The sequence below is a fragment of the Paludifilum halophilum genome (genome assembly GCF_002245355.1).
Taxonomy (GTDB): domain Bacteria; phylum Bacillota; class Bacilli; order Thermoactinomycetales; family DSM-45169; genus Paludifilum; species Paludifilum halophilum.
In genome coordinates this window covers 54,401-73,992 of sequence record NZ_NOWF01000013.1, presented here as the reverse complement: position 1 = coordinate 73,992, position 19,592 = coordinate 54,401, and the positions used below count along the sequence as shown (strand labels likewise).

General features: G+C 53.4%; 18 protein-coding genes. All 18 read left to right on the top strand.

Annotated elements, in window-relative coordinates:
* Nucleotides 1-33: 33 nt before the first annotated feature.
* The 18 genes from CHM34_RS16855 to CHM34_RS16770 all read left to right on the top strand — a co-directional run bounded on the left by CHM34_RS16855 (nt 34) and on the right by CHM34_RS16770 (nt 19,582).
* Complete coding sequence (locus tag CHM34_RS16855) at nt 34-507, top strand: ribonuclease H-like YkuK family protein (RefSeq protein WP_094265778.1); 474 nt, start codon at nt 34-36, stop codon at nt 505-507.
* Between the two features lie 145 nt (nt 508-652).
* Nucleotides 653-934 carry a biofilm formation stimulator Veg gene (gene veg / locus CHM34_RS16850; protein ID WP_094265777.1) on the top strand — a complete coding sequence of 94 codons (282 nt, stop codon included), beginning with the start codon at nt 653-655 and terminating at the stop codon, nt 932-934.
* Between the two features lie 252 nt (nt 935-1,186).
* On the top strand, nt 1,187-3,439 hold the full coding sequence (locus CHM34_RS16845) for a ribonucleoside-diphosphate reductase subunit alpha (RefSeq protein ID WP_094265802.1): 2,253 nt from the start codon (nt 1,187-1,189) through the stop codon (nt 3,437-3,439).
* A gap of 16 nt (nt 3,440-3,455) precedes the next feature.
* Nucleotides 3,456-4,484 carry a ribonucleotide-diphosphate reductase subunit beta gene (locus tag CHM34_RS16840; RefSeq protein WP_094265776.1) on the top strand — a complete coding sequence of 343 codons (1,029 nt, stop codon included), beginning with the start codon at nt 3,456-3,458 and terminating at the stop codon, nt 4,482-4,484.
* A gap of 88 nt (nt 4,485-4,572) precedes the next feature.
* Nucleotides 4,573-4,746 carry a small, acid-soluble spore protein, alpha/beta type gene (locus CHM34_RS16835; RefSeq protein ID WP_094265775.1) on the top strand — a complete coding sequence of 58 codons (174 nt, stop codon included), beginning with the start codon at nt 4,573-4,575 and terminating at the stop codon, nt 4,744-4,746.
* A 399-nt stretch (nt 4,747-5,145) separates the two neighbouring features.
* Nucleotides 5,146-6,021, top strand: a complete 876-nt coding sequence (ispE, locus tag CHM34_RS16830; protein WP_094265774.1) for a 4-(cytidine 5'-diphospho)-2-C-methyl-D-erythritol kinase — start codon at nt 5,146-5,148, stop codon at nt 6,019-6,021.
* A gap of 65 nt (nt 6,022-6,086) precedes the next feature.
* Entirely contained in the window at nt 6,087-6,902 is an 816-nt protein-coding gene (gene purR, locus CHM34_RS16825) for a pur operon repressor (RefSeq protein WP_094265773.1), read from the top strand.
* A 12-nt stretch (nt 6,903-6,914) separates the two neighbouring features.
* A complete protein-coding gene (locus CHM34_RS16820) occupies nt 6,915-7,289 on the top strand; it encodes a RidA family protein (RefSeq protein ID WP_094265772.1) in 375 nt (124 codons plus the stop codon).
* A gap of 101 nt (nt 7,290-7,390) precedes the next feature.
* Entirely contained in the window at nt 7,391-7,684 is a 294-nt protein-coding gene (gene spoVG / locus CHM34_RS16815) for a septation regulator SpoVG (protein ID WP_094265771.1), read from the top strand.
* 348 nt (nt 7,685-8,032) lie between these two features.
* Nucleotides 8,033-9,406: a bifunctional UDP-N-acetylglucosamine diphosphorylase/glucosamine-1-phosphate N-acetyltransferase GlmU gene (gene glmU, locus CHM34_RS16810; protein WP_094265770.1), complete on the top strand. Its 1,374-nt coding sequence runs from the start codon at nt 8,033-8,035 to the stop codon at nt 9,404-9,406.
* A gap of 39 nt (nt 9,407-9,445) precedes the next feature.
* Nucleotides 9,446-10,396, top strand: a complete 951-nt coding sequence (locus CHM34_RS16805; RefSeq protein WP_094265769.1) for a ribose-phosphate diphosphokinase — start codon at nt 9,446-9,448, stop codon at nt 10,394-10,396.
* 139 nt (nt 10,397-10,535) lie between these two features.
* Complete coding sequence (locus CHM34_RS16800; RefSeq protein WP_094265768.1) at nt 10,536-11,165, top strand: 50S ribosomal protein L25/general stress protein Ctc; 630 nt, start codon at nt 10,536-10,538, stop codon at nt 11,163-11,165.
* An 86-nt stretch (nt 11,166-11,251) separates the two neighbouring features.
* Nucleotides 11,252-11,812 carry an aminoacyl-tRNA hydrolase gene (pth, locus tag CHM34_RS16795; RefSeq protein WP_094265767.1) on the top strand — a complete coding sequence of 187 codons (561 nt, stop codon included), beginning with the start codon at nt 11,252-11,254 and terminating at the stop codon, nt 11,810-11,812.
* Between the two features lie 213 nt (nt 11,813-12,025).
* A complete protein-coding gene (locus CHM34_RS16790; RefSeq protein WP_094265766.1) occupies nt 12,026-12,256 on the top strand; it encodes an anti-sigma-F factor Fin family protein in 231 nt (76 codons plus the stop codon).
* 211 nt (nt 12,257-12,467) lie between these two features.
* Complete coding sequence (gene mfd / locus CHM34_RS16785) at nt 12,468-16,007, top strand: transcription-repair coupling factor (RefSeq protein ID WP_240512062.1); 3,540 nt, start codon at nt 12,468-12,470, stop codon at nt 16,005-16,007.
* Nucleotides 15,994-17,025 (top strand): peptidylprolyl isomerase, encoded by a 1,032-nt coding sequence (locus CHM34_RS16780; RefSeq protein ID WP_169713796.1) that lies wholly within the window; start codon nt 15,994-15,996, stop codon nt 17,023-17,025. The genes mfd and CHM34_RS16780 overlap by 14 nt, the downstream gene beginning before the upstream one ends.
* 162 nt (nt 17,026-17,187) lie before the next feature.
* Complete coding sequence (gene spoVT / locus CHM34_RS16775; protein ID WP_094265764.1) at nt 17,188-17,730, top strand: stage V sporulation protein T; 543 nt, start codon at nt 17,188-17,190, stop codon at nt 17,728-17,730.
* Between the two features lie 214 nt (nt 17,731-17,944).
* Nucleotides 17,945-19,582 (top strand): putative polysaccharide biosynthesis protein, encoded by a 1,638-nt coding sequence (locus CHM34_RS16770; RefSeq protein WP_094265800.1) that lies wholly within the window; start codon nt 17,945-17,947, stop codon nt 19,580-19,582.
* Nucleotides 19,583-19,592 lie beyond the last annotated feature (10 nt).

The window sequence follows — 19,592 nt, the reverse complement described above, 5'->3', positions numbered from 1 at the left end:
ATATTTCCTGGTACGATCCTGGAGGGGAACCCATTGCAATTTATTCACCCACGGAAAGGCCGAATCAGTCTGGAGCAGATGGTGGAAGATATCTGCGCTTTTATCGAAGAAGATCGTACGTCCGTCTACAAAATGGTGATCGGGACGGACTCACAGACCAACCAGCGGTGCACGCTGTTTGTGACAGCGATCATTGTGCACCGGGTGGGTAAAGGAGCTCTGTTTTACTTTTCCAAAAAGAGGAGCAAGCCCCTTTTGGACCTTCGGTACCGGATCTATAAAGAGACCGAATACAGTCTCGCCTGTATGGAACGGCTGAAGGAGCAGGGGTTCCTGGGTGCGTCTCTGGAACTCCCCGTAGAAGTTCACCTGGACGTGGGTCGTAAGGGAGAAACGCGGAAGCTGATTCAAGAAGTGGTGGGCTGGGTGACGGCAGTGGGTTATACAGCCAAGATCAAACCGGATGCATATGCGGCCAGTGCCGTTGCCGACCGTTTCACGAAATGACGGTGGATCATTCTGTCGAGATTTAGGTTTTCCTGTTATTTTGAAGAAACCCGTTGACATAAGGGTTGTACCCCTGCTATAATGCACTTTTTGACAATAATGCCTCACTGTGATACAATGGGTTACAAGTGAGGTGGTCGAAGGAATGGGTAGGAACGCGCTATCTGAGATAAAGCGGACGTTGGAAGGTTACATCGGACAGAAGATTCGTTTGAAAGCCAACAGCGGACGTCGCAAGACCATTGAACGAAGCGGGGTTCTCGAAGAGACGTACCCCTCTGTTTTTATTGTAAAGCTGGATGAGGAGCAGCACGCCTTTGAGCGCGTCTCCTACAGCTACGCCGATATTTTAACAGAGACGGTGGAATTGACCGTTTATCAGGACGAGGGACAAGTCCCTGTCAAATATGTGAAAAATCCCCAATGAGACAAGCTTGATCGTTTGAACAAGCTTACCGCCTTGTCTGATTTTCATCCGATACCCGAGTGGATCGGATTTTTTTATGGATTCGTCAAAAAGGAGCGGGCTTTTTTTATTGCATCGGCGGCCAACCTCATGTAAGATGAGGACGTACATCTAGATTGTATTCCCTGAAGTAATACAATATATTGTGTTTCGCCCCGAAATCGGGTGTTTTTTATTTGGAACCAGGAAAGGTGGAATGAACAGGTGTCGACGATGATTTCCGCCGGGGAGGGACGGACCCTTCCTTCGGAGCAAAGGGAACTTCCCCTTTTTCTTCGCAGGATGTCCGACGATTTTCCCCGATTGAACGCCGACGCGTATATTGAAAAAACGCTCCGGGCGATTGAAGCCAAAGGGACTTTTGAGACGGAATCGGTTACCAACCTGCTCATCCTGAACGCTCTGGAGAACATTTCCGCGGAAGAGCCGGATTGGACTTATGTAGCGGCACGGATCTACGCCCGCTATCTTTACCAAAGGGCCTCTGACAACCGTTCCTACGATCCCTCCCGGCAGTATGGGCCTTTTCTTGACTTGGTCCGCACCTTAACCGAGCGGGGTATTTATTCCTCGATGTTGCTGGACGCCTACAGCGAATCCGAAATCCGGGAGCTCTCGGAAAGCATCGCTCCCGCCAGAGACGATCTCTTTACATACATCGGTTTGCGAACACTGGCGGATCGCTATTTGGCCAAGGATCACGACGGCCGGGTGTTTGAACTTCCCCAAGAACGGTTTATGGTGATCGCCATGGTGCTGATGTCGAGAGAGCCGAAGGAGAAGCGCCTTTCCTTGGTCAAGGAAGCTTACTGGGCCTTGTCCAATCTTTATATGACAGTGGCTACCCCCACCTTTGCCAATGCCGGAAAAAACTACGGCCAGCTTTCATCCTGCTTTATCGATACCGTGGAGGATTCTTTGCGCGGGATCTACGACAGCAATACCGACGTGGCTACTCTGTCCAAGGGCGGTGGCGGTTTGGGGATTTATATGGGGAAAATTCGGGCCCGTGGCAGTGATATCAAGGGATTCAAAGGGATCAGTTCCGGTGTTCTCCCCTGGATGAAGCAACTGAATAATACCGCCGTCAGCGTCGACCAGCTGGGACAGCGGCAGGGATCCATCGCCGTTTATCTGGACGTGTGGCACAAAGATATTTTTTCCTTTCTGGATGCCAAATTGAACAACGGGGATGAACGCTTACGCACTCACGATATCTTTACCGGTGTCTGCCTTCCGGATCTGTTCATGGAACAGGTGGAAAACCGGGGGGATTGGCATCTGTTCGATCCCCACGAAGTGCGGCAAGTGATGGGATGGTCGCTGGAGGACTTCTACGATGAAGAAAAAGGACAGGGTTCCTTCCGGGAAAGGTATCAAGCCTGTGTCGATCACCCCGGATTGAGCCGGGAAACCGTACCGGCGATCGAGATTATGAAACGGATCATGATCTCCCAACTGGAGACGGGGACACCGTATATGTTCTACCGGGACGAAGTTAACCGGATGAATCCCAACAAACACGCCGGCATGATCTACTCGTCGAATTTGTGTACTGAGATTATGCAAAATATGAGTCCCACCACAGTAGAAGAAGAGCGGACCGAAGACGGGAAAATCGTTATTACTAAGAAACCGGGAGACTTTGTCGTCTGCAACCTTTCCTCGATCAATCTGGGCCGGGCGGTTCCCGACGGAGTGCTGGAGCGGCTGATTCCCATCGAGATTCGGATGTTGGATAATGTGATCGATCTCAATCCGATCGAGGTATTGCAGGCGAAGCTGACCAACCAAAAATACCGCGCTGTCGGCCTGGGTACCTTCGGCTGGCACCATCTGCTGGCGCAAAAGGGAATCGTGTGGGAGTCGGAGGAGTCGGTTCAATGGGCCGATGAGTTATACGAAGAGATCGCCTATCTGGCGATCCGGTCGTCGATGGAACTGGCACAGGAAAAAGGGGCCTACCCGGCCTTTGAAGGAAGTGAATGGCAGACCGGGGACGCCTTCCGTCGACGGGGATACGAAGGAGATCGCTGGGAAGGGCTGGCGGAGGCGGTCCGGGAACACGGTCTCCGTAACGGCTGGTTGATGGCTGTCGCCCCCAATGGAAGCACTTCGGTGATTGCCGGGAGCACAGCGTCGATCGATCCGGTTTTCCAAAAGGAATACAGCGAGGAAAAGAAGAATTACAAGATTCCAGTGACGGCGCCGGATCTTTCCCCGGAGACCTCCTGGTACTACAAATCCGCCTATGAAATCGACCAACTCTGGAGTGTTCGCCAGAACGCCGCCCGACAGCGGCATATCGATCAATCCCAGTCCTTCAATCTCTATGTAAAGCACGATATCAAGGCGAAGGAGCTCTTGGAGATCCATTTGAATGCCTGGAGAGAAGGATTGAAGACCACCTATTATACCCGGTCCACATCGGCCGAAATCGTTGATTGCGAAAGCTGTTCCAGTTAAGCGGGAGGGTTGAATCATGCAAAAACGGAAACTGTACGATGTAACCGCGCCCAATGCCAGTACGGGAATTGTGGGCGGCCGCTCCTCCAATGTGCTGAACTGGGATGATTGCCGTTTTCCCTGGGCGTATCCGATGTATAAAAACATGCTGGCCAATTTTTGGACTCCCTTTGAGATCAACATGTCGGAGGACATCAAGCAATGGGGAGCGCTGTCGGAGGACGAGCGATTCACTTTCAAAAGGATCATCGGGTTGCTGGCTTTTCTGGATTCGATCCAGACGGACTACTCGGCGAGAGTGTCCGATTATCTTACCGACTCCAGCCTGTCTGCCCTGATGGCGGTCCTTTCCTTTCAGGAAGTGGTTCACAATCAATCCTACTCCTATGTTCTTTCCTCCTTGGTTCCCAAGGGAGAGCAGGATGAGATCTTCGAATACTGGAAGCACGACCCCATCCTGCGGAAACGAAACGACTTCATCGCCCGGGGCTATGAGGCGTTTACGGATCACCCGACGCTTCAAACCTTCCTGGAGTCCATCGTTTACGACGTCATTCTGGAGGGACTCAATTTTTACTCCGGGTTTGCCTTCTTTTATAACCTGGCCCGGAATCAAAAGATGGTCGCCTCGTCAACCATGATCAATTACATCAACCGGGATGAACAGCTCCACGTCCGTTTGTTTGCGCAGATTTTCAAGGAACTGTTGGCGGAAAACCCCGAGCTGGATACGGAAGGGAACCGGCGCTTTGTCACGGAAACCTTCCGCCGGGCGGCGGAGTTGGAAATCGAATGGGGAGAATACATCATCGGTGACCGCTTTGACGGAATCGGGATGGATGATCTGCGTTCCTACATTAAATTCATGGCCAATAAACGGGTTCGGGAGATGGGAATGAAGGAGCCCTTCGAAGGTTACCGCCGCAACCCGATGCGCTGGATCGTCGCCTACGAAGATGTTAACCGGGGGAAACAGGACTTTTTCGAAGGAAAATCACGTCAATATACAAAAGTGTCGGTGGATAACGGCTTTGACGAATTGTGATCCACAGGAAGGGTTTGGAGCGCACAGTTTTTCGGGTTCCCGCCCATACTAATCGATACCTGCGGCCCGAAAGAAAGGGAGGATGTCGATGGCACGCAGAGGCGGTGTCATGTCGGAAGCCTTGAAAGTCGAGTTGGCCAAAGAACTGGGTTTTTATGACGTGGTTCAACGCGAAGGCTGGGGTGGAATCAAGGCGCGGGACGCCGGTAACATGGTGAAACGCGCGATTCAACTGGCTGAAGAGCGGGCGACAGACCGGTAATCGATCGGGCTGCAGGATCAGACGGCTGAGGGACTCCCTCAGCCGCTTTTCTTCCAACTTTTAAGGCTTGTTTGCACATGTTACAATAGTAAAGCCAACTGAATGCCCGAGAGCATGCTGTAACCATACATTTCGCAGTAGCTGGAGACCGATTTCCGGCGTAGTGCCCTTTGTCCGACTACTCAGCGGGGTCTCTGGAGGACCGAACCGTGTAGCGGTCATCCTTCTTTTCTTTTGGCCGCTGGTTCGTCCGTAAGAGGCGGAGCGGACCGTTTCACATCGATGGGAGGGCAAGAGGCAGGTCGCCGGAAATCGGCTTCCGCACTGAAATAGGTTGAACAGACCGGCCCGGAGAGGATACGGATCGACTGGCAAGGTGGCAGATAGGGGGCAACGACCTTGGATATCTCCGTTAAAGCGCCAGCCAAAATCAATCTCACGCTGGATGTCTTACATAAGCGGGCGGATGGGTACCATGAACTTGAAATGGTGATGACGACAATCGATTTGGCGGACCGGATCGATCTCACGGAGACCTCGGGGGGCATCCAGTTGGAAAGCACCTCCGGCTTCGTACCTTATGACGAAAGGAATCTGGCTTACCGGGCAGCGGTTTTGATCAAGGAGCGGTTCAGTATTAAAAAAGGCGTCCGCATCCTGATTCATAAGCATATCCCTGTTGCGGCGGGTCTGGCCGGGGGAAGCAGTGACGCCGCGGCAACGCTCAAGGGATTGAATCGAATGTGGAACTTGGGCCTCTCCCGTGAAGAGCTGGAAGAATGGGGATTGGAATTGGGATCCGACGTTCCCTTTTGTGTGCATGGGGGGACGGCGATCGCCCGCGGACGGGGGGAGCGGCTGGTTTCCGCCGCCTCGCCGCCGCCTTGTTGGGTCATTTTGGCCAAGCCTCCCCACGGCGTTTCCACTGCCGAAGTGTTCGGGGCTCTTCGTATGGACCGGGTGACTCGCCGCCCGAATTTGGACGGAATGCTGAATGCCTTGGAGTCCAAGGACTTTCACGGAGTGTGCCGTCATTTGGAAAATGTGCTGGAAAGTGTGACGATACCGGCCTATCCCAAAGTGAGAAGGTTGAAAGAGAAAATGGCCGCTTTCGGGGCGGAAGGAGTCTTAATGTCCGGCAGCGGCCCAACCGTATTCGGGCTGGTCCATCGAGAGACGACCGCCCGGCGGGTCGTCAACGGTTTGCGCGGTTTTTGCCGCCAAGTGTATGCGGTACGGATATTGGGAGGAACGGAAGGCGAGTCTCTTGTATAAATCCGTATAAAATGATATATTTTCCTTAAAAGTATTCGGATTTTGGATTTGAGAGGGGGGGTTGGATGAAAAAGTGGAAACGGAGTGCGCGGCTGGTGGACATGACTCAACAACTGCTTCGCGAGCCGCACCGTCTGATCCCTCTCAGTGACTTTGCTGAAAGGTATCAAGCGGCCAAATCCTCCATCAGCGAAGACTTGGCCATCGTCCACGAAGTGTTTCAGCAAGAAGGTTCCGGCTTCGTGGAAACGGTTTCGGGAGCGGCGGGTGGGGTGCGTTATATCCCGCGGGCCGGATGGGAACGGTCGAGGGAAACAGCCCTCCGCTTATGCCGGGAACTGGAAAACCCCTCCCGGATCTTGCCCGGAGGTTATCTTTTTTTATCGGATTTGTTGGGGGATGTTTCCCTGGTCCGCGAAATCGGCCTGATCTGGGCTTCCTTTTTCCACGACCGGGAAGTGGATGCTGTAGTCACAGTGGAGACGAAAGGAATTCCTCTCGCCTACGCGACGGCGTCTTATCTCGGAGTCCCGGTGGTGATCATCCGCCGGGACAGCCGCATTACAGAGGGGTCGGTGGTCACCATCAACACGGTTTCCGGCTCCAGCAAACGGTTGGGAAGCCTCTCCCTGTCCCGCCGCAGCCTTCAGGAAGGGGCCCGTGTACTGGTGATCGATGACTTCATGAAGGCGGGGGGAACCGTTCGCGGAATGATCGATCTGATGAGCGAGTTCCGTGCCGAAGTCGTCGGAGTGGGAGTCATGGCCGAAACGTTGACTGAAGAGCGGCTGGTGGAGGAATCCGCCTCTCTGGCTACCGTGACGGACATCGACGTGAAACAGAACAGGATTGCCGTCCAGTTGGGCAGTTTATTCCGTTAGGAGGTTGGACGAATGAACCGGATACAGACCGATCAGGCACCTCAAGCGATCGGCCCTTATTCCCAGGCGATGCGCGCGGGAAATGTGGTCTACACATCAGGCCAGATTCCTTTGACACCAACCGGAGAACCGGTTGACGGGGGCGTTGAAGCACAGACCCGCCAAGTTTTTCAAAACCTAAAAGCGGTGTTGGAAGCGGCGGGCTCCGACTTGAACCATGTGGTGAAAACGACCGTTTTCCTTACGGATATGGAGAATTTCCAAAAGGTGAATGAAATTTATGCTTCTTACTTTACCGAGCACCATCCGGCTCGTTCCTGCATTGAAGTCTCTCGTCTCCCCAAAGATGTGCTCGTAAAGATGGAAGCAGTCGCTCTTATTGAATGAATCATAAAAAATCCAAATGAATGGCAATTGATTGAAGGAGATTCACCATCCATGGAGAATACTTGAAGTAAATCATCTCTGGAAATGGGTGGTGAACCAGGTTGGAAATTACGGATGTTCGACTGCGCCGCGTCAGCCGGGAAGGACGGATGCGTGCGATTGCTTCGATCACCATCGACGGGGAATTCGTGGTTCACGATATCCGGGTGATTGATGGGAACAACGGCATGTTTGTAGCGATGCCGAGCAAGCGGAGGCCGGACGGCGAATTCCGCGATATCGCCCACCCGATTTCCCCGGATTCCCGGGAAAAGATTGAAGTGGCCGTGCTGGAGGAATACCGTCGTGCAGGGAATGAACAGATCGGATCGGCATTGGGCGGGAGTGCTTCGTAAAGTCCGGACGATGGACAAGCCCGGCAGGCATCCCCAAGCAAGGTACGAAAGCCAAGGAGGGACTCGGAATCCGGGCCGGGCTGGAAATTATTCAACATATTGCATGCGAGCAGGGGTCCCGCTATGAGAGGGACCCCTGTTGACGTACCTGCAAATTCCATTTATTGTTTGAGTTGGAATCGGAATCGGTTCGACAAATCTTGCATTGTACATAGGTTTGGGATATAGTCGGATGTGGAGTTTTTACTGGAAACGTTGTGTTCTTCAAATGAGAGAAGCCTTTTTAAAGAAAAGAGATCCTTGACGCTTTTATAACGGTTTCAGGAACTGCGGGGGTGCTTCTCACTCATGGAAAATTTGTTTGCTGTCGTCTTGGCCGCCGGAAAAGGAACACGCATGAAGTCGAGCAAACACAAGGTGTTGCACCCGGTTTGCGGAAAGCCGATCATCGACCATATTGTGGATAAGCTGGCCGGTCTCGGAGTAAGGGAAACCGTCGTTGTTGTGGGCCACGACGCGGAAACCCTCCGGGAGCATCTGGGAGAGCGGGTTTCCTATGCCGAGCAGAAGGAGCAGTTGGGTACCGCCCACGCGGTCATGCAGGCAGAAGGTTTATTGTCCGGGAAGAAGGGGGTCACTCTTGTTCTCAATGGCGATCATCCGCTTTTTACAACGGAAACGCTTTCCCGGTTGGCGCAGAGTCATGAGGAGTCCGGGGCGGCGGCTACCATTCTGACTGCGGATATGGCGGATCCCACAGGGTACGGCCGGGTCGTCCGGAACTCCGATGGGAGCGTCAACAAGGTGGTGGAACACAAAGACGCCACCGAAGCGGAACGGGAAGTGACGGAGATTAACACCGGCACCTTCTGCTTTGACAACGGTTTGTTGTGGAAAGCGCTCTCCCGGGTGGACAACGATAACGCCCAGGGAGAGTATTATCTGCCGGAGGTCATCCGGATCCTCCGGGAAGACGGCCAAAGGATCGGTGCACAACTGATCGATGATCCGGCTGAGGCCATGGGGATCAATAATCGAATCCAGCTGGCAGAAGCGGAAAAGGAGATGCGCCGCCGTATTCGGGAGAAACATATGCTGAACGGGGTGACCTTGGTCGATCCGGAGAATACTTACATCGATGCCGGGGTTACGATCGGGGAAGATACCGTCATTCAACCGGGTACTTATCTGCGGGGTGATACTCGGATCGGTTCCCGCTGTGTGATTGGGCCCAACGCGGATCTGACGGATATCGCCGTGGATGACGGGACGCGGATCAGCCATTCTGTACTGGCGGACAGCCGTGTTCAAGGTGAGGCGGCAGTGGGCCCCTTTTCATACATTCGACCGGGTTCCTTCCTGGCTGAACAAACCAAAGTGGGTTGTTTCGTCGAGGTTAAAAACTCGAGTCTCGGTCTGGGCAGTAAGGTTTCTCATCTCGGTTATGTCGGCGATGCTGATGTGGGAGAAAACGTCAATTTCAGCTGCGGAGCGATTACCGTCAACTATGACGGCGTCGCCAAGCATCGAACAGTCGTCGAGGACGGGGCTTTTGTAGGCTGTAATGTCAATTTGATCGCCCCGGTCACTGTGAAAAAGGGAGCTTATATTGCTGCCGGATCCACGGTTACCGACGACGTACCGGAGGAGGCAATGGCCATCGCCCGAGAGCGCCAAACCAACAAACCGGACTATGCCCGGAAGCTGAAAAACAAGGATTGATCAAATTTTTCCATCGAAAAGTGGAGGGTTGGGGGAAAGATGTCCACAGTACGAGAGTCGCGCCTGCATGTGTTTACCTGCAATTCCAATCCGGAGCTGGCCCAGGAGATTGCCGACCATATCGGCGTTCCTCTGGGCGATGCCGTGGTGGCCAAGTTTAGCGACGGGGAGATTCATGTCCGGCTTAACGAAAGTGTCCGCGGTTCTGATGTATATGTGATCCAATCCACCAGTCACCCGGTCAACCAGCACCTGATGGAGTTGTTGGTGATGGTGGACGCTTTGAAGCGGGCCTCCGCCCGGACGATCAATGTGGTGATTCCTTATTACGGATATGCCCGTCAGGACCGGAAGACCCGCGCCCGGGATCCGATTACGTCCAAGCTGGTGGCCAACCTGATCGAAACGGCGGGAGCGGATCGGATTATCACGATGGATCTTCACGCGACACAGATTCAGGGCTTTTTCGATATTCCCGTGGATCACTTGCTCGGAGTGCCGATTTTAGGCGATTACTTCCAGAAAAAAGCATTGGACGACGTGGTTGTCGTCTCCCCGGATCACGGCGGTGTGATCCGTGCCCGCAAGTTGGCGGAACGGTTGGAATCGCCGATTGCGATTATCGATAAGCGGCGTCCGGAACCCAATGTGGCGGAAGTGATGAACATCGTCGGTGATGTTAAAGGGCGAACGGCTATCATTATCGACGATATCATCGATACCGCCGGTACGATTTCCCTGGCGGCCAATGCCTTGCTGGATTACGGCGCTAAAGCGGTTTATGCCTGTTGTACTCACCCTGTTTTCTCCGGTCCGGCAATCCGGCGAATCCGGGAGGCCAACATCGAGGAGATGGTGGTGACCAATACGATCCCCCTCGGTGAGGACAAGCAGTTGGAGAAGAATCGCGTCTTGTCCGTCGCTCCTTTGATCGGGGAAGCGATTATTCGCGTTCATGAAGAATTGTCGGTAAGTAAGTTGTTTGACTGAGAGCCGGTTCAAGGTTTATCCTTCTAGTGCGGAAGGGAATGCGTACTGAAGTGTTGTGGAGAATCTGTATCCCCCGATTGCTGTTAACACGACGCTTCTGACGAGTAGGTGTTTCACTCACACAAGGAGGCTGTTTGTTATGTCCTATAAATTGACCGTTCAACGGCGCGAGAGCCGCCCCCGTTCCATAGTGACCCGTTTGCGCCGGGAAGGGCGTATTCCCGGAGTCGTTTACGGCAAAGGAATCGACAATGAACTGGTACACCTGGATGGGCCTGAGTTTCTGCGATTGTTGCAGAGTGAGGGCGCCACTTCCGTGATCAATCTCACTTTTCCCGATGGGAAAACGCATCCGGTGATGATCCGGGAGGTGCAACAGGACCGCATCAAGGATCGGATCGTGCATGTGGACTTTCAGGAAGTGAACATGAACGAACCGGTCGACACAGAAGCCGCCATCGAGTTGGAAGGAGAACCCAAGGGTGTTAAGGAAGGCGGAATCCTGCAACAGCAGATTCGGACGGTACCGATTCGCTGCCTTCCGAACCGGATTCCGGATCAATTGACGGTGGATGTCTCCGGTTTGGAAATCGGTGAATCCGTCGAAGCCGGCCAGCTTAACTTTCCTGAGGGTGTGGAATTGCTGACTGAAGAGGGAGAGGTGGTTGCTTCCGTTCTCCCTCCGCAAACGGGGCAGGAAAAAGAAGCGGACGAGCTGGCTGAGAACGCGTCAGAAGCGGCCAAGGCCGAACAAGAGGGCGCAGAGTAACGGTTTGACTATTTTTTCCACATGTGATGGATCAAGACGGGGCGCAACCGACAAAAGTTGCGCCCTTTTGAATCGGGAGGAACTCCATGAAAGTGATTGTGGGCCTGGGCAATCCCGGGAAAAAGTATGCATCCACCCGTCATAATGTCGGTTTCTGGGTGATCGATCGGTTGGCTCAAACCTGGGAACTCCCTGTACAAAAGGAAAAATGGAACGCCCTGGTCGGAGAAGGGCGGATCCGTGGCGAAAAGGTGGTCCTGATCAAGCCGGAGACTTACATGAATCTCTCCGGTCAGGCGGTCCGACCCGCACTGGACTGGTTGAAGGTTCGTGTGGAGGATCTCCTTGTTGTTTATGATGATCTGGATTTGCCTCCGGGAAAGATCCGGTTACGGTTAAAGGGAAGTGCCGGAGGCCATAACGGAGTCCAATCCCTGATCGACCACTTGGGCACCCGGGAGTTTAAGCGGATTAAGGTTGGGATCGGCCGTCCGGAGACTCCGGCACCGGTGGTGGATTATGTCCTTTCCCGGTTTTCCGAAGAGCAGAAGGAACCGGTGATGGAGGCAATCCAGCGTTCCGCCGACGCCGCAGATGCCTGGCTGGATACGCCCTTTCCCGAAGTGATGAACCAGTATAATCGATAAAAAATCGAAACCATTTCATAAGGAGAATACCCCATTTTCCGCCGTTGATGTCGGAAATCAGATCCCGCACCCAGTTGGCAAATCGTGGTCGTTGATGGTCCGAAATGCCGTAGCCGTCACAAAAATGGATCCGGAAAAATCACTGACAAAGGGAATGTTTTTTGTACGTAAGGCGATACTATAACAGAATATATCTTTGACGGGTGGCATACCATGGCTATAACTTATACTTGCCGATATTGCAATACGCATATCGGCCGAATCGACGACGATCGTGTGACAGAGTTGCAGCTGGGCTTTCATTGGTTGACCCCGGATGAGCGGCGGGATATAATATCCTATGATGCAGCTGGTCATTCTCACGTTCGTGTGATCTGTGAGACATGCCAGGAAATGTTGGAGAAAAACCCGGAGCTGACGCTGCTTTCCCATCCCTTTCAATAAAACGTTCCGGATGGATCCTCATTCGTCCCGGGAGTTTTTGAAATAAAGGGGCACCCTGCCAACCCTTTCGGCCATCGTAGGGGATGAAGGGGTGAGGGTTTGCGGTCTTTCACCGGGGGAACAACGAGAAAAACAGCCTTGGCTGTCCCCAGCTAAGGCTTCTTTTTGTATGGTTTTCAACCGCTCACCGTGGAGGGGAGGATGGAACAACTTGGAGACATTGATCCAACTGTTTCAACGTGATGATGACTTTCAGTCCACTGCTGTTTCTTTAAAAGAAAATTTGAAAGAACAACTGGTCGCCGGACTGACAGGTACCGCGCGAATGGTGTATGCGGCGTCCCTGTACAAGGAAACGGGGCGGCCGGTGATGGTCGTGACTCACAACCTAAACCAAGCACAAAAAGCGGTGGAAGACTTGTACGAATTACTTCCCCGCGATCAAGTTTTGTTATACCCCGCCAATGAACTGGTTGCAACGGAGATCGCTTTGGACGGCCATGAAACCCTGGGAGAACGGCTGAACGTACTGTCCCGTTTGGCCAAAGGTTTTTCAGGGGTTTTTGTCGTGCCTTTTGCCGGGTTGAGAAAACTATTTCCGCCCCGGCATGTGATTGCAGGCAACCATCGCACGCTGACCGTGGGACAGGAATACCCGATCGAGCCTTTGGTGGAATACTTGGTGCATATCGGTTATGAACGGGTGGATATGGTAGAGAAGCCGGGAGAGTTCAGTCTGCGGGGGGGCATTCTGGACTTGTATCCCCTGACGCGGCCGGATCCGATCCGGATCGAGTGGTTCGATGACGAAGTCGACTCGATTCGTCCCTTTTCCGTTGCCGACCAGCGTTCCCAATCCAAACTGGAGCGGGTGGAGATCCCGCCGGCGCGGGAGCTTTTCGCTTCTCCCGAGGTATTGTACAAGGCGGGGGACCGCGTGGCGGGACTGCTTTCGAAACGCCTGGAAAAAGTGAAGGACCCGGAAACCCGAAAGAAATTGACGGAGAAGGTCGGCTGGGAAATCGAACAGCTGAAATCGGGAAATACGTTCAACGGCATCTACAAATATATTAGCGAGATTTATCCGGATGTTGAAAGTTTACAGGATTACCTTCCCCGAGATACGGTCTGGATTCTGGACGAGCCGGCCCGGATTCAGGATGCAGCCCGGCAGATGGAACGGGATGAAGGGGAATGGCAGACGGCCTTGTTGCAACAGGGGGAATTTCTGCCGAACCTCAAGGTCTCCCTTTCCTATGAGGAATGGTTTAACCGGAGTGACAACCAGCGTATTTACCTGTCCCTGTTCATGCGGGCGGCAGGGATCCAACCCCAAAATATTGTCCAGTTCGTCTGCCGGGGTATGCAGCAGTTTCACGGGCAGATGCATGTGTTAAAGACGGAATGGGACCGGTGGATCAAGTCCAAATATCGGGTGCTCTTTACCGCCAGCACTCGGGAGCGGGCTGAACGACTGGAGCGAGTATTGGCGGATTACGGGATGGAGGCGCTCCGGGATTCCGGGGACGGCCCCGTTCCCCCGGGGCGCCCGGTGATCCGGGTGGGGACTCTCGCCTCCGGATTCGAGTTGGGGTCGACCCGTCTGGCGTTGGTGACGGAAGGAGAAGTTTTCACCCAGAAACAGCGTCGGGCTCGGCGTCCTGCCAAGATGGATCACGCTGAAAAGATCAAGGATTATCAGGAACTGAAGCCTGGGGATTACGTCGTCCACGTCAATCACGGCATCGGCCGTTATACCGGCATTGAAACCCTCAATGTAGGGGGATTGCATAAAGATTACATGACTGTGAAATATGCCGGCAACGATAAACTGTACGTACCGATCGATCAGATCGATCAGGTGCAGAAGTACCTGGGCAGCGAGGAAAAATCGCCGAAGGTTTACAGCCTGGGCGGCAACGAGTGGAGCAAAGTGAAAAACAAGGTCCGCTCCTCTGTCGAGGATATCGCTTCCGATTTGATCCAACTCTACGCCCAGCGTCAAAATGCCAAGGGATACTCTTTTTCCGAGGATTCGGTCTACCAGCGTGATTTTGACGCTCTTTTCCCTTATGAGGAGACCGTGGATCAACTCCGATCCATTAAGGAGATTAAAGAGGATATGGAGAAGATTCAACCAATGGACCGGCTTCTTTGCGGCGATGTGGGCTATGGAAAGACGGAAGTGGCGATCCGGGCTGCTTTCAAGGCGGTGATGGACGGAAAACAGGTGGCCGTTTTGGTACCCACGACCATCCTGGCTCAGCAGCACTTCGAAACCTTTAAGGAACGTTTCGCTGATTTCCCGGTGGAGATCCGGGTCCTTTCCCGGTTCCGCACCCGAAAGGAACAGAGGGAAGCGATCAAAGGGTTGAAGGATGGGACGGTGGATATCATCATCGGTACTCACCGGCTTTTGTCCAAGGATGTTCGTTACAAGGATCTGGGACTGCTCATCGTCGACGAGGAGCAGCGCTTCGGAGTTAAGCACAAGGAAAAAATCAAGCAGTTGAGACACAATATCGATGTTCTCACTCTGACGGCAACTCCGATTCCCCGGACCCTCCACATGTCCATGATGGGGGTGCGGGATCTCTCCGTGATTGAAACACCGCCGGAAAATCGGTTCCCGGTACAGACGTACGTCCTGGAGTATTCCGCGGCTCTGGTCCGGGAAGCGGTGGAACGGGAATTGGCCCGGGGCGGACAGGTGTATTTCCTGTACAATCAAGTGCACAACATTGAACAGATGGCGGATCAGGTCCGCATGTTGGTCCCCGATGCCCGCATCGCTGTTGCTCACGGCCAAATGGCGGAATCCGAGCTGGAACGGGTGATGCTGGACTTTCTGGACGGAGAATACGATGTGTTGGTCAGCACGACCATTATCGAGACCGGGGTGGACATCCCCAACGTGAATACCTTGATTATCTATGATGCGGACAAGATGGGCTTGTCCCAACTCTACCAGTTGAGGGGCCGGGTGGGCCGGTCCAACCGGATCGCTTACGCCTATTTCACCTACCAGCGGGATAAGGTACTGTCCGAGACAGCGGAAAAAAGACTGCAAGCAATCAAGGAGTTTACGGAGTTGGGTTCCGGCTTTAAGATCGCCATGCGGGACCTGGCTATCCGCGGTGCGGGGAATCTCTTGGGAGCGGAACAACACGGGCATATCGCTTCCGTCGGCTTCGATCTTTACACGCAAATGTTGAAAGAAGCGATTGACGAACAGCGGGGTACCCAGGACGAACAGGTTGACTGGGAGCCGGAAATCGAGCTGGAAGCCGATGCGTACCTCCCGTCGGAGTACATCGGTGATGAAAAGCAGAAGATCGAGATCTATAAGAAAATCCGGGCGGTACGTACTTTGGAAGAGGCCCGGGATTTGGAAGAAGAGATCGAGGACCGTTTCGGCGATTTGCCCCAGCCTGTCAGCAACCTGCTCCGAGTAGCCCGCCTCAGAGCTTATGCGATCCGGTACCGGATGGAAGAGATCAAGCAACAGGGCTTTGAAATCCACGTCAAGCTCCATCCCGACCAGAATGAGACCGTCGACGGACAACGCCTGTTCCGTCTCGCTCAGAACTTCCCCGGCCGGGTTCGCCTCTCCTCGGGTCAACGAATTGGGATTATATTCAAAATCAAGGGGCTTCCTGTATCGGAAGGACTGGAAATGGTGGAACAGTTTCTGATACAATATGAACCGGTTCCCAAAACGAAAGGAGCTTTTCGAAATGCGGCCAATTAAAAGACGCCTGGCCACGGCGATGAGCGCTTTATTAGCAGTTTCCCTGTTCGCGGCTGGCTGCGGGTCGGGTGATGACGGGAAGGATCAGGCGAATGAACAAGACCCTTCGAAACCGAATCCGCTTCCCACCACCAGTAAAAAAGTGGTGGCCGAATATGAAGGCGGAAAGGTAAGGGAAGGGGAACTCAACCTGTACTTGAACATCATGAGCTTCTTCCAACCCCAGATCGCCCCGATGCTTGACAATGCGGAAGCGAAGAAAGAGATTGTGAAACAGTATATCGCCGAGAGATTGATTGTCGAAAAGGTCAAAGACGACAAAAAGTACGACAAAGCGGCGGATAAAGCGCTGAAGGACTTCGAAGAGCAATTGAAACAGGCTCCCGCCCAAGAGGGAGAAGAGAAGAAGGATCCTGAAGAGGTTTTGAAGGAGAGCGGGATTAAAAAGGACGAGCTTCGAACCTTTTTGAAGAATAACAACAAAGTATCCGATTACTTTGAAGATAAAGTGAAGGAAAAGGATCTCAAAAAGGAATATGAGAAATCGGACGCTTACCAATCGATCACTCTGAACCACGTGCTGATTTCCACGAAGGATCCTCAAACTCAAGAGGAAAAACGATCGGACAAAGAAGCGAAAAAGCGAGCCGAAAAGGTGCAGCAACAGCTGGAGGACGGGGCTAAATTCAAGGAAGTGGCCAAAAAATATTCCGATGACCCCGGATCCAAGGACGGGGCCGGAGAGATCGAGGGAAGCCCGGACCAGTGGGATCCGGCTTTCGCCGAAGCCGCTCAGGACCTTCCTTTGGATGAGATCAGCGATCCGATCAAGTCCCAGTTTGGTTACCATGTGATGAAAGTGAAGGAACGGGGCAAACAGCCGTACGATGAAGTAAAGGATCAAATCAAAGAGAAAAAGATTCAGGAGATGTATCAGAAATTTATCGAAGACGAAGTTGAAGTGAAAAAGATGGACCTCCCCGGAGACGAGGATGAAAAGAAATCCGAGGAAAAATAGGGAGGGATGGGCAGGGGAAAACCCCTGCCCTTTTGTTTTTGAGAGAGGGCCTTCGGAATAATTAAATGGAAGTGGATGAATACTATGGGCGTACCATCGGCAGACATGAATATCGGCCTGATCCGACGAGGAAAACATCTTGAAAGAGAGGCATCAAGACCTATGAAAGCAACGGGAATCGTCCGCCGCATCGACGATCTCGGACGGGTCGTTATTCCCAAGGAGATTCGCCGAACGCTCCGCATCCGGGAAGGAGACCCTCTGGAGATATTCGTCGATCGCGATGGTGAAGTCATTTTAAAGAAGTATTCGCCTATTGGTGAATTGGGCGATTTTGCGAAGGAATACGCTGAATCCCTATATGAGAGTTTGCAACACGTCACGATGATCTGTGATCGGGATACGGTGATCGCGGTAGCCGGCGCTTCCAAGAGGGAGTATCTGGACAAACCCGTGGGCGGGATCGTGGAAACCTGTATGGATCAACGAAAGCCTCATCAGGAGACTTCTCCCACTCGAGCGGAATTGATCCGGGATATGGCTGAACCCTATGAGTCCTTTATTATCGTTCCCATTAACGCCGGCGGAGACCCGATCGGGGCCGTCATCCTTCTCTCCAAAAAAGAAGGCACCAAAATGGGGGATCTGGAACTGAAAATGGCGAACACAGCCGCCGCCTTTTTGGGTAAACAGATGGAGCAGTGATGGGCCTAGTCAAAATGGATCATGGTTCTGAAGGATCAAGCAGGCATGAAAGCCTGCTTTTTTCCGTGGCGATAGTCAAGATGCGGTTGGCAGTGTATACTAGAAACGTTGATCGGCTCCTTTTTCCTCAGGGACGATGCGAAACCGGGAGGCATCCGATCCCGTTGGCCAAAAAAGGAGTCGAATGGTTTTCATCCGGAGAAAGGAGCGCGTGATGACCGAAGGAAAACAATCCTTTGTCAAAGGGGCCGCAATCCTGGGGGCGGCGGCATTTTTCACCAAGCTCCTGGGTGCGGTCTATAAAATTCCCTACCAAAATATCACGGGGAACGAAGGAATGTTTGTTTATCAGCAGGTGTATCCGTTGTACAGCACGCTCCTAACGGTGGCCACGGCGGGTTTTCCCGTCGCCGTTTCCAAATTGGTTTCCGAAAAGTTAGCGGGAGGGGATATCCAGGGAGCCCGGCGGTTGTTTCGGGTAACGGCGTTGAGCCTGAGCCTTACCGGATTTCTCTTTTTTATTCTTCTGTTTTTTGGGGCTCCCATTCTCGCCGAGTGGATGGGAAACCGGGAGTTGTTGACTCTTCCGATCCGGGCGGTTTCCTTTGCCTTGTTGATCGTACCTCTGATATCAGCCATCCGGGGATACTTCCAGGGGCATCAAAATATGACTCCAACGGCGGTGTCCCAGGTCGCCGAACAAGGAATTCGGGTGGCGACCATCCTTTTCCTGGCCTGGTGGTTGATGAGTTCCGGGGCTGGGGTGGTTTATGCCGGGACCGGAGCGGTTTTCGGCGCTTTCACCGGAGCCGCGGGGGGACTGGCGGTTTTGCTGTTTTACTGGAGGAGGAACCGGGAAGCCCGTCAACAGTGGATGAACCGGGTTCCCTCCGGGCATGCCTCTTCCGAACCGGAATCTGTCCGCCGGATCCTTCGCCAACTGGCGGCTTTATCGATCCCGATCGGCCTCGGCTCTTTGGTTTTACCCTTATTGTCCCTGGCGGACTCTTTTACAGTGGCCAACTTGTTGGAAGCGAGCGGATGGTCTCAATCGGCGGCGGTAGAGGGAAAAGGGGTGTATGACCGAGGACAGCCCTTGATCCAGTTTGCTTCCTTTTTTGCCACCGCCTTGTCTCTGTCGATCGTTCCCGCTGTCGCAGAAGCACAATTCCGGCGGAATGAACGGGTGACGGTGGACCGGTCCTCGCTGGCGCTTCGGTTGACGCTATTGCTGGGGTTGCCGGCCTCCCTCGGTTTGGCGATCATCGCTTTACCGACGAATGTCATGCTGTACAAGGATAGCTCCGGTTCTGTCGCTTTGGCCATTCTGGCGTTTACTTCCTTGTTTTCCACTCTGGGTATGACATCTTCCGGCATCCTGCAGGGAATCGGGCAAGTGGTCCTTCCCGCCCGCAATCTACTGATCGGGGTCGGGGTCAAGCTGGGACTTAACGCGATCCTGATTCCCCTGATGGATATCCGGGGAGCGGCTTTGGCGACTGTAGGGGGATATGCCATCGCAACTCTGCTTAACCTGATCGCCCTCCGGTCCCGAATGGGCATGTTGTTCAACATTCGGCGGACAGGCCTTCCCTTGCTGGGGGCTAATCTTTTGATGGCGGGAGGGGTTGCTATCACGCTTCGGGGGATTTTTTGGATCACCGAAGATTGGGAGTCCCTGCGGGCGGCGATGACTGTCGCCTCTTTGGCCGGTGTAGCGGCAGGTGCGGCGATCTATTCCGTCGCCTTGTTCCGTATGGGGGTGCTTACCCGGTCGGAACTGGAGAAGGTGCCTAAAGTGGGGGAGAAGTTGATTCCGGTATTGGATAAACTTCATTTGTTGAAAGGATAAGGTGCCGGCA

Excerpts from the sequence above, each read along its gene's own strand:
- CHM34_RS16840 (WP_094265776.1), top strand. The coding sequence starts at position 3,456 with ATGCAAAAACGGAAACTGTACGATGTAACCGCGCCCAATGCCAGTACG.
- pth (WP_094265767.1), top strand. The coding sequence starts at position 11,252 with ATGAAAGTGATTGTGGGCCTGGGCAATCCCGGGAAAAAGTATGCATCC.
- CHM34_RS16770 (WP_094265800.1), top strand. The coding sequence starts at position 17,945 with ATGACCGAAGGAAAACAATCCTTTGTCAAAGGGGCCGCAATCCTGGGG.
- CHM34_RS16790 (WP_094265766.1), top strand. The coding sequence starts at position 12,026 with ATGGCTATAACTTATACTTGCCGATATTGCAATACGCATATCGGCCGA.
- CHM34_RS16805 (WP_094265769.1), top strand. The coding sequence starts at position 9,446 with ATGTCCACAGTACGAGAGTCGCGCCTGCATGTGTTTACCTGCAATTCC.
- purR (WP_094265773.1), top strand. The coding sequence starts at position 6,087 with ATGAAAAAGTGGAAACGGAGTGCGCGGCTGGTGGACATGACTCAACAA.
- CHM34_RS16780 (WP_169713796.1), top strand. The coding sequence starts at position 15,994 with ATGCGGCCAATTAAAAGACGCCTGGCCACGGCGATGAGCGCTTTATTA.
- veg (WP_094265777.1), top strand. The coding sequence starts at position 653 with ATGGGTAGGAACGCGCTATCTGAGATAAAGCGGACGTTGGAAGGTTAC.
- glmU (WP_094265770.1), top strand. The coding sequence starts at position 8,033 with ATGGAAAATTTGTTTGCTGTCGTCTTGGCCGCCGGAAAAGGAACACGC.
- CHM34_RS16820 (WP_094265772.1), top strand. The coding sequence starts at position 6,915 with ATGAACCGGATACAGACCGATCAGGCACCTCAAGCGATCGGCCCTTAT.
- spoVT (WP_094265764.1), top strand. The coding sequence starts at position 17,188 with ATGAAAGCAACGGGAATCGTCCGCCGCATCGACGATCTCGGACGGGTC.
- CHM34_RS16800 (WP_094265768.1), top strand. The coding sequence starts at position 10,536 with ATGTCCTATAAATTGACCGTTCAACGGCGCGAGAGCCGCCCCCGTTCC.
- CHM34_RS16845 (WP_094265802.1), top strand. The coding sequence starts at position 1,187 with ATGATTTCCGCCGGGGAGGGACGGACCCTTCCTTCGGAGCAAAGGGAA.
- CHM34_RS16835 (WP_094265775.1), top strand. The coding sequence starts at position 4,573 with ATGGCACGCAGAGGCGGTGTCATGTCGGAAGCCTTGAAAGTCGAGTTG.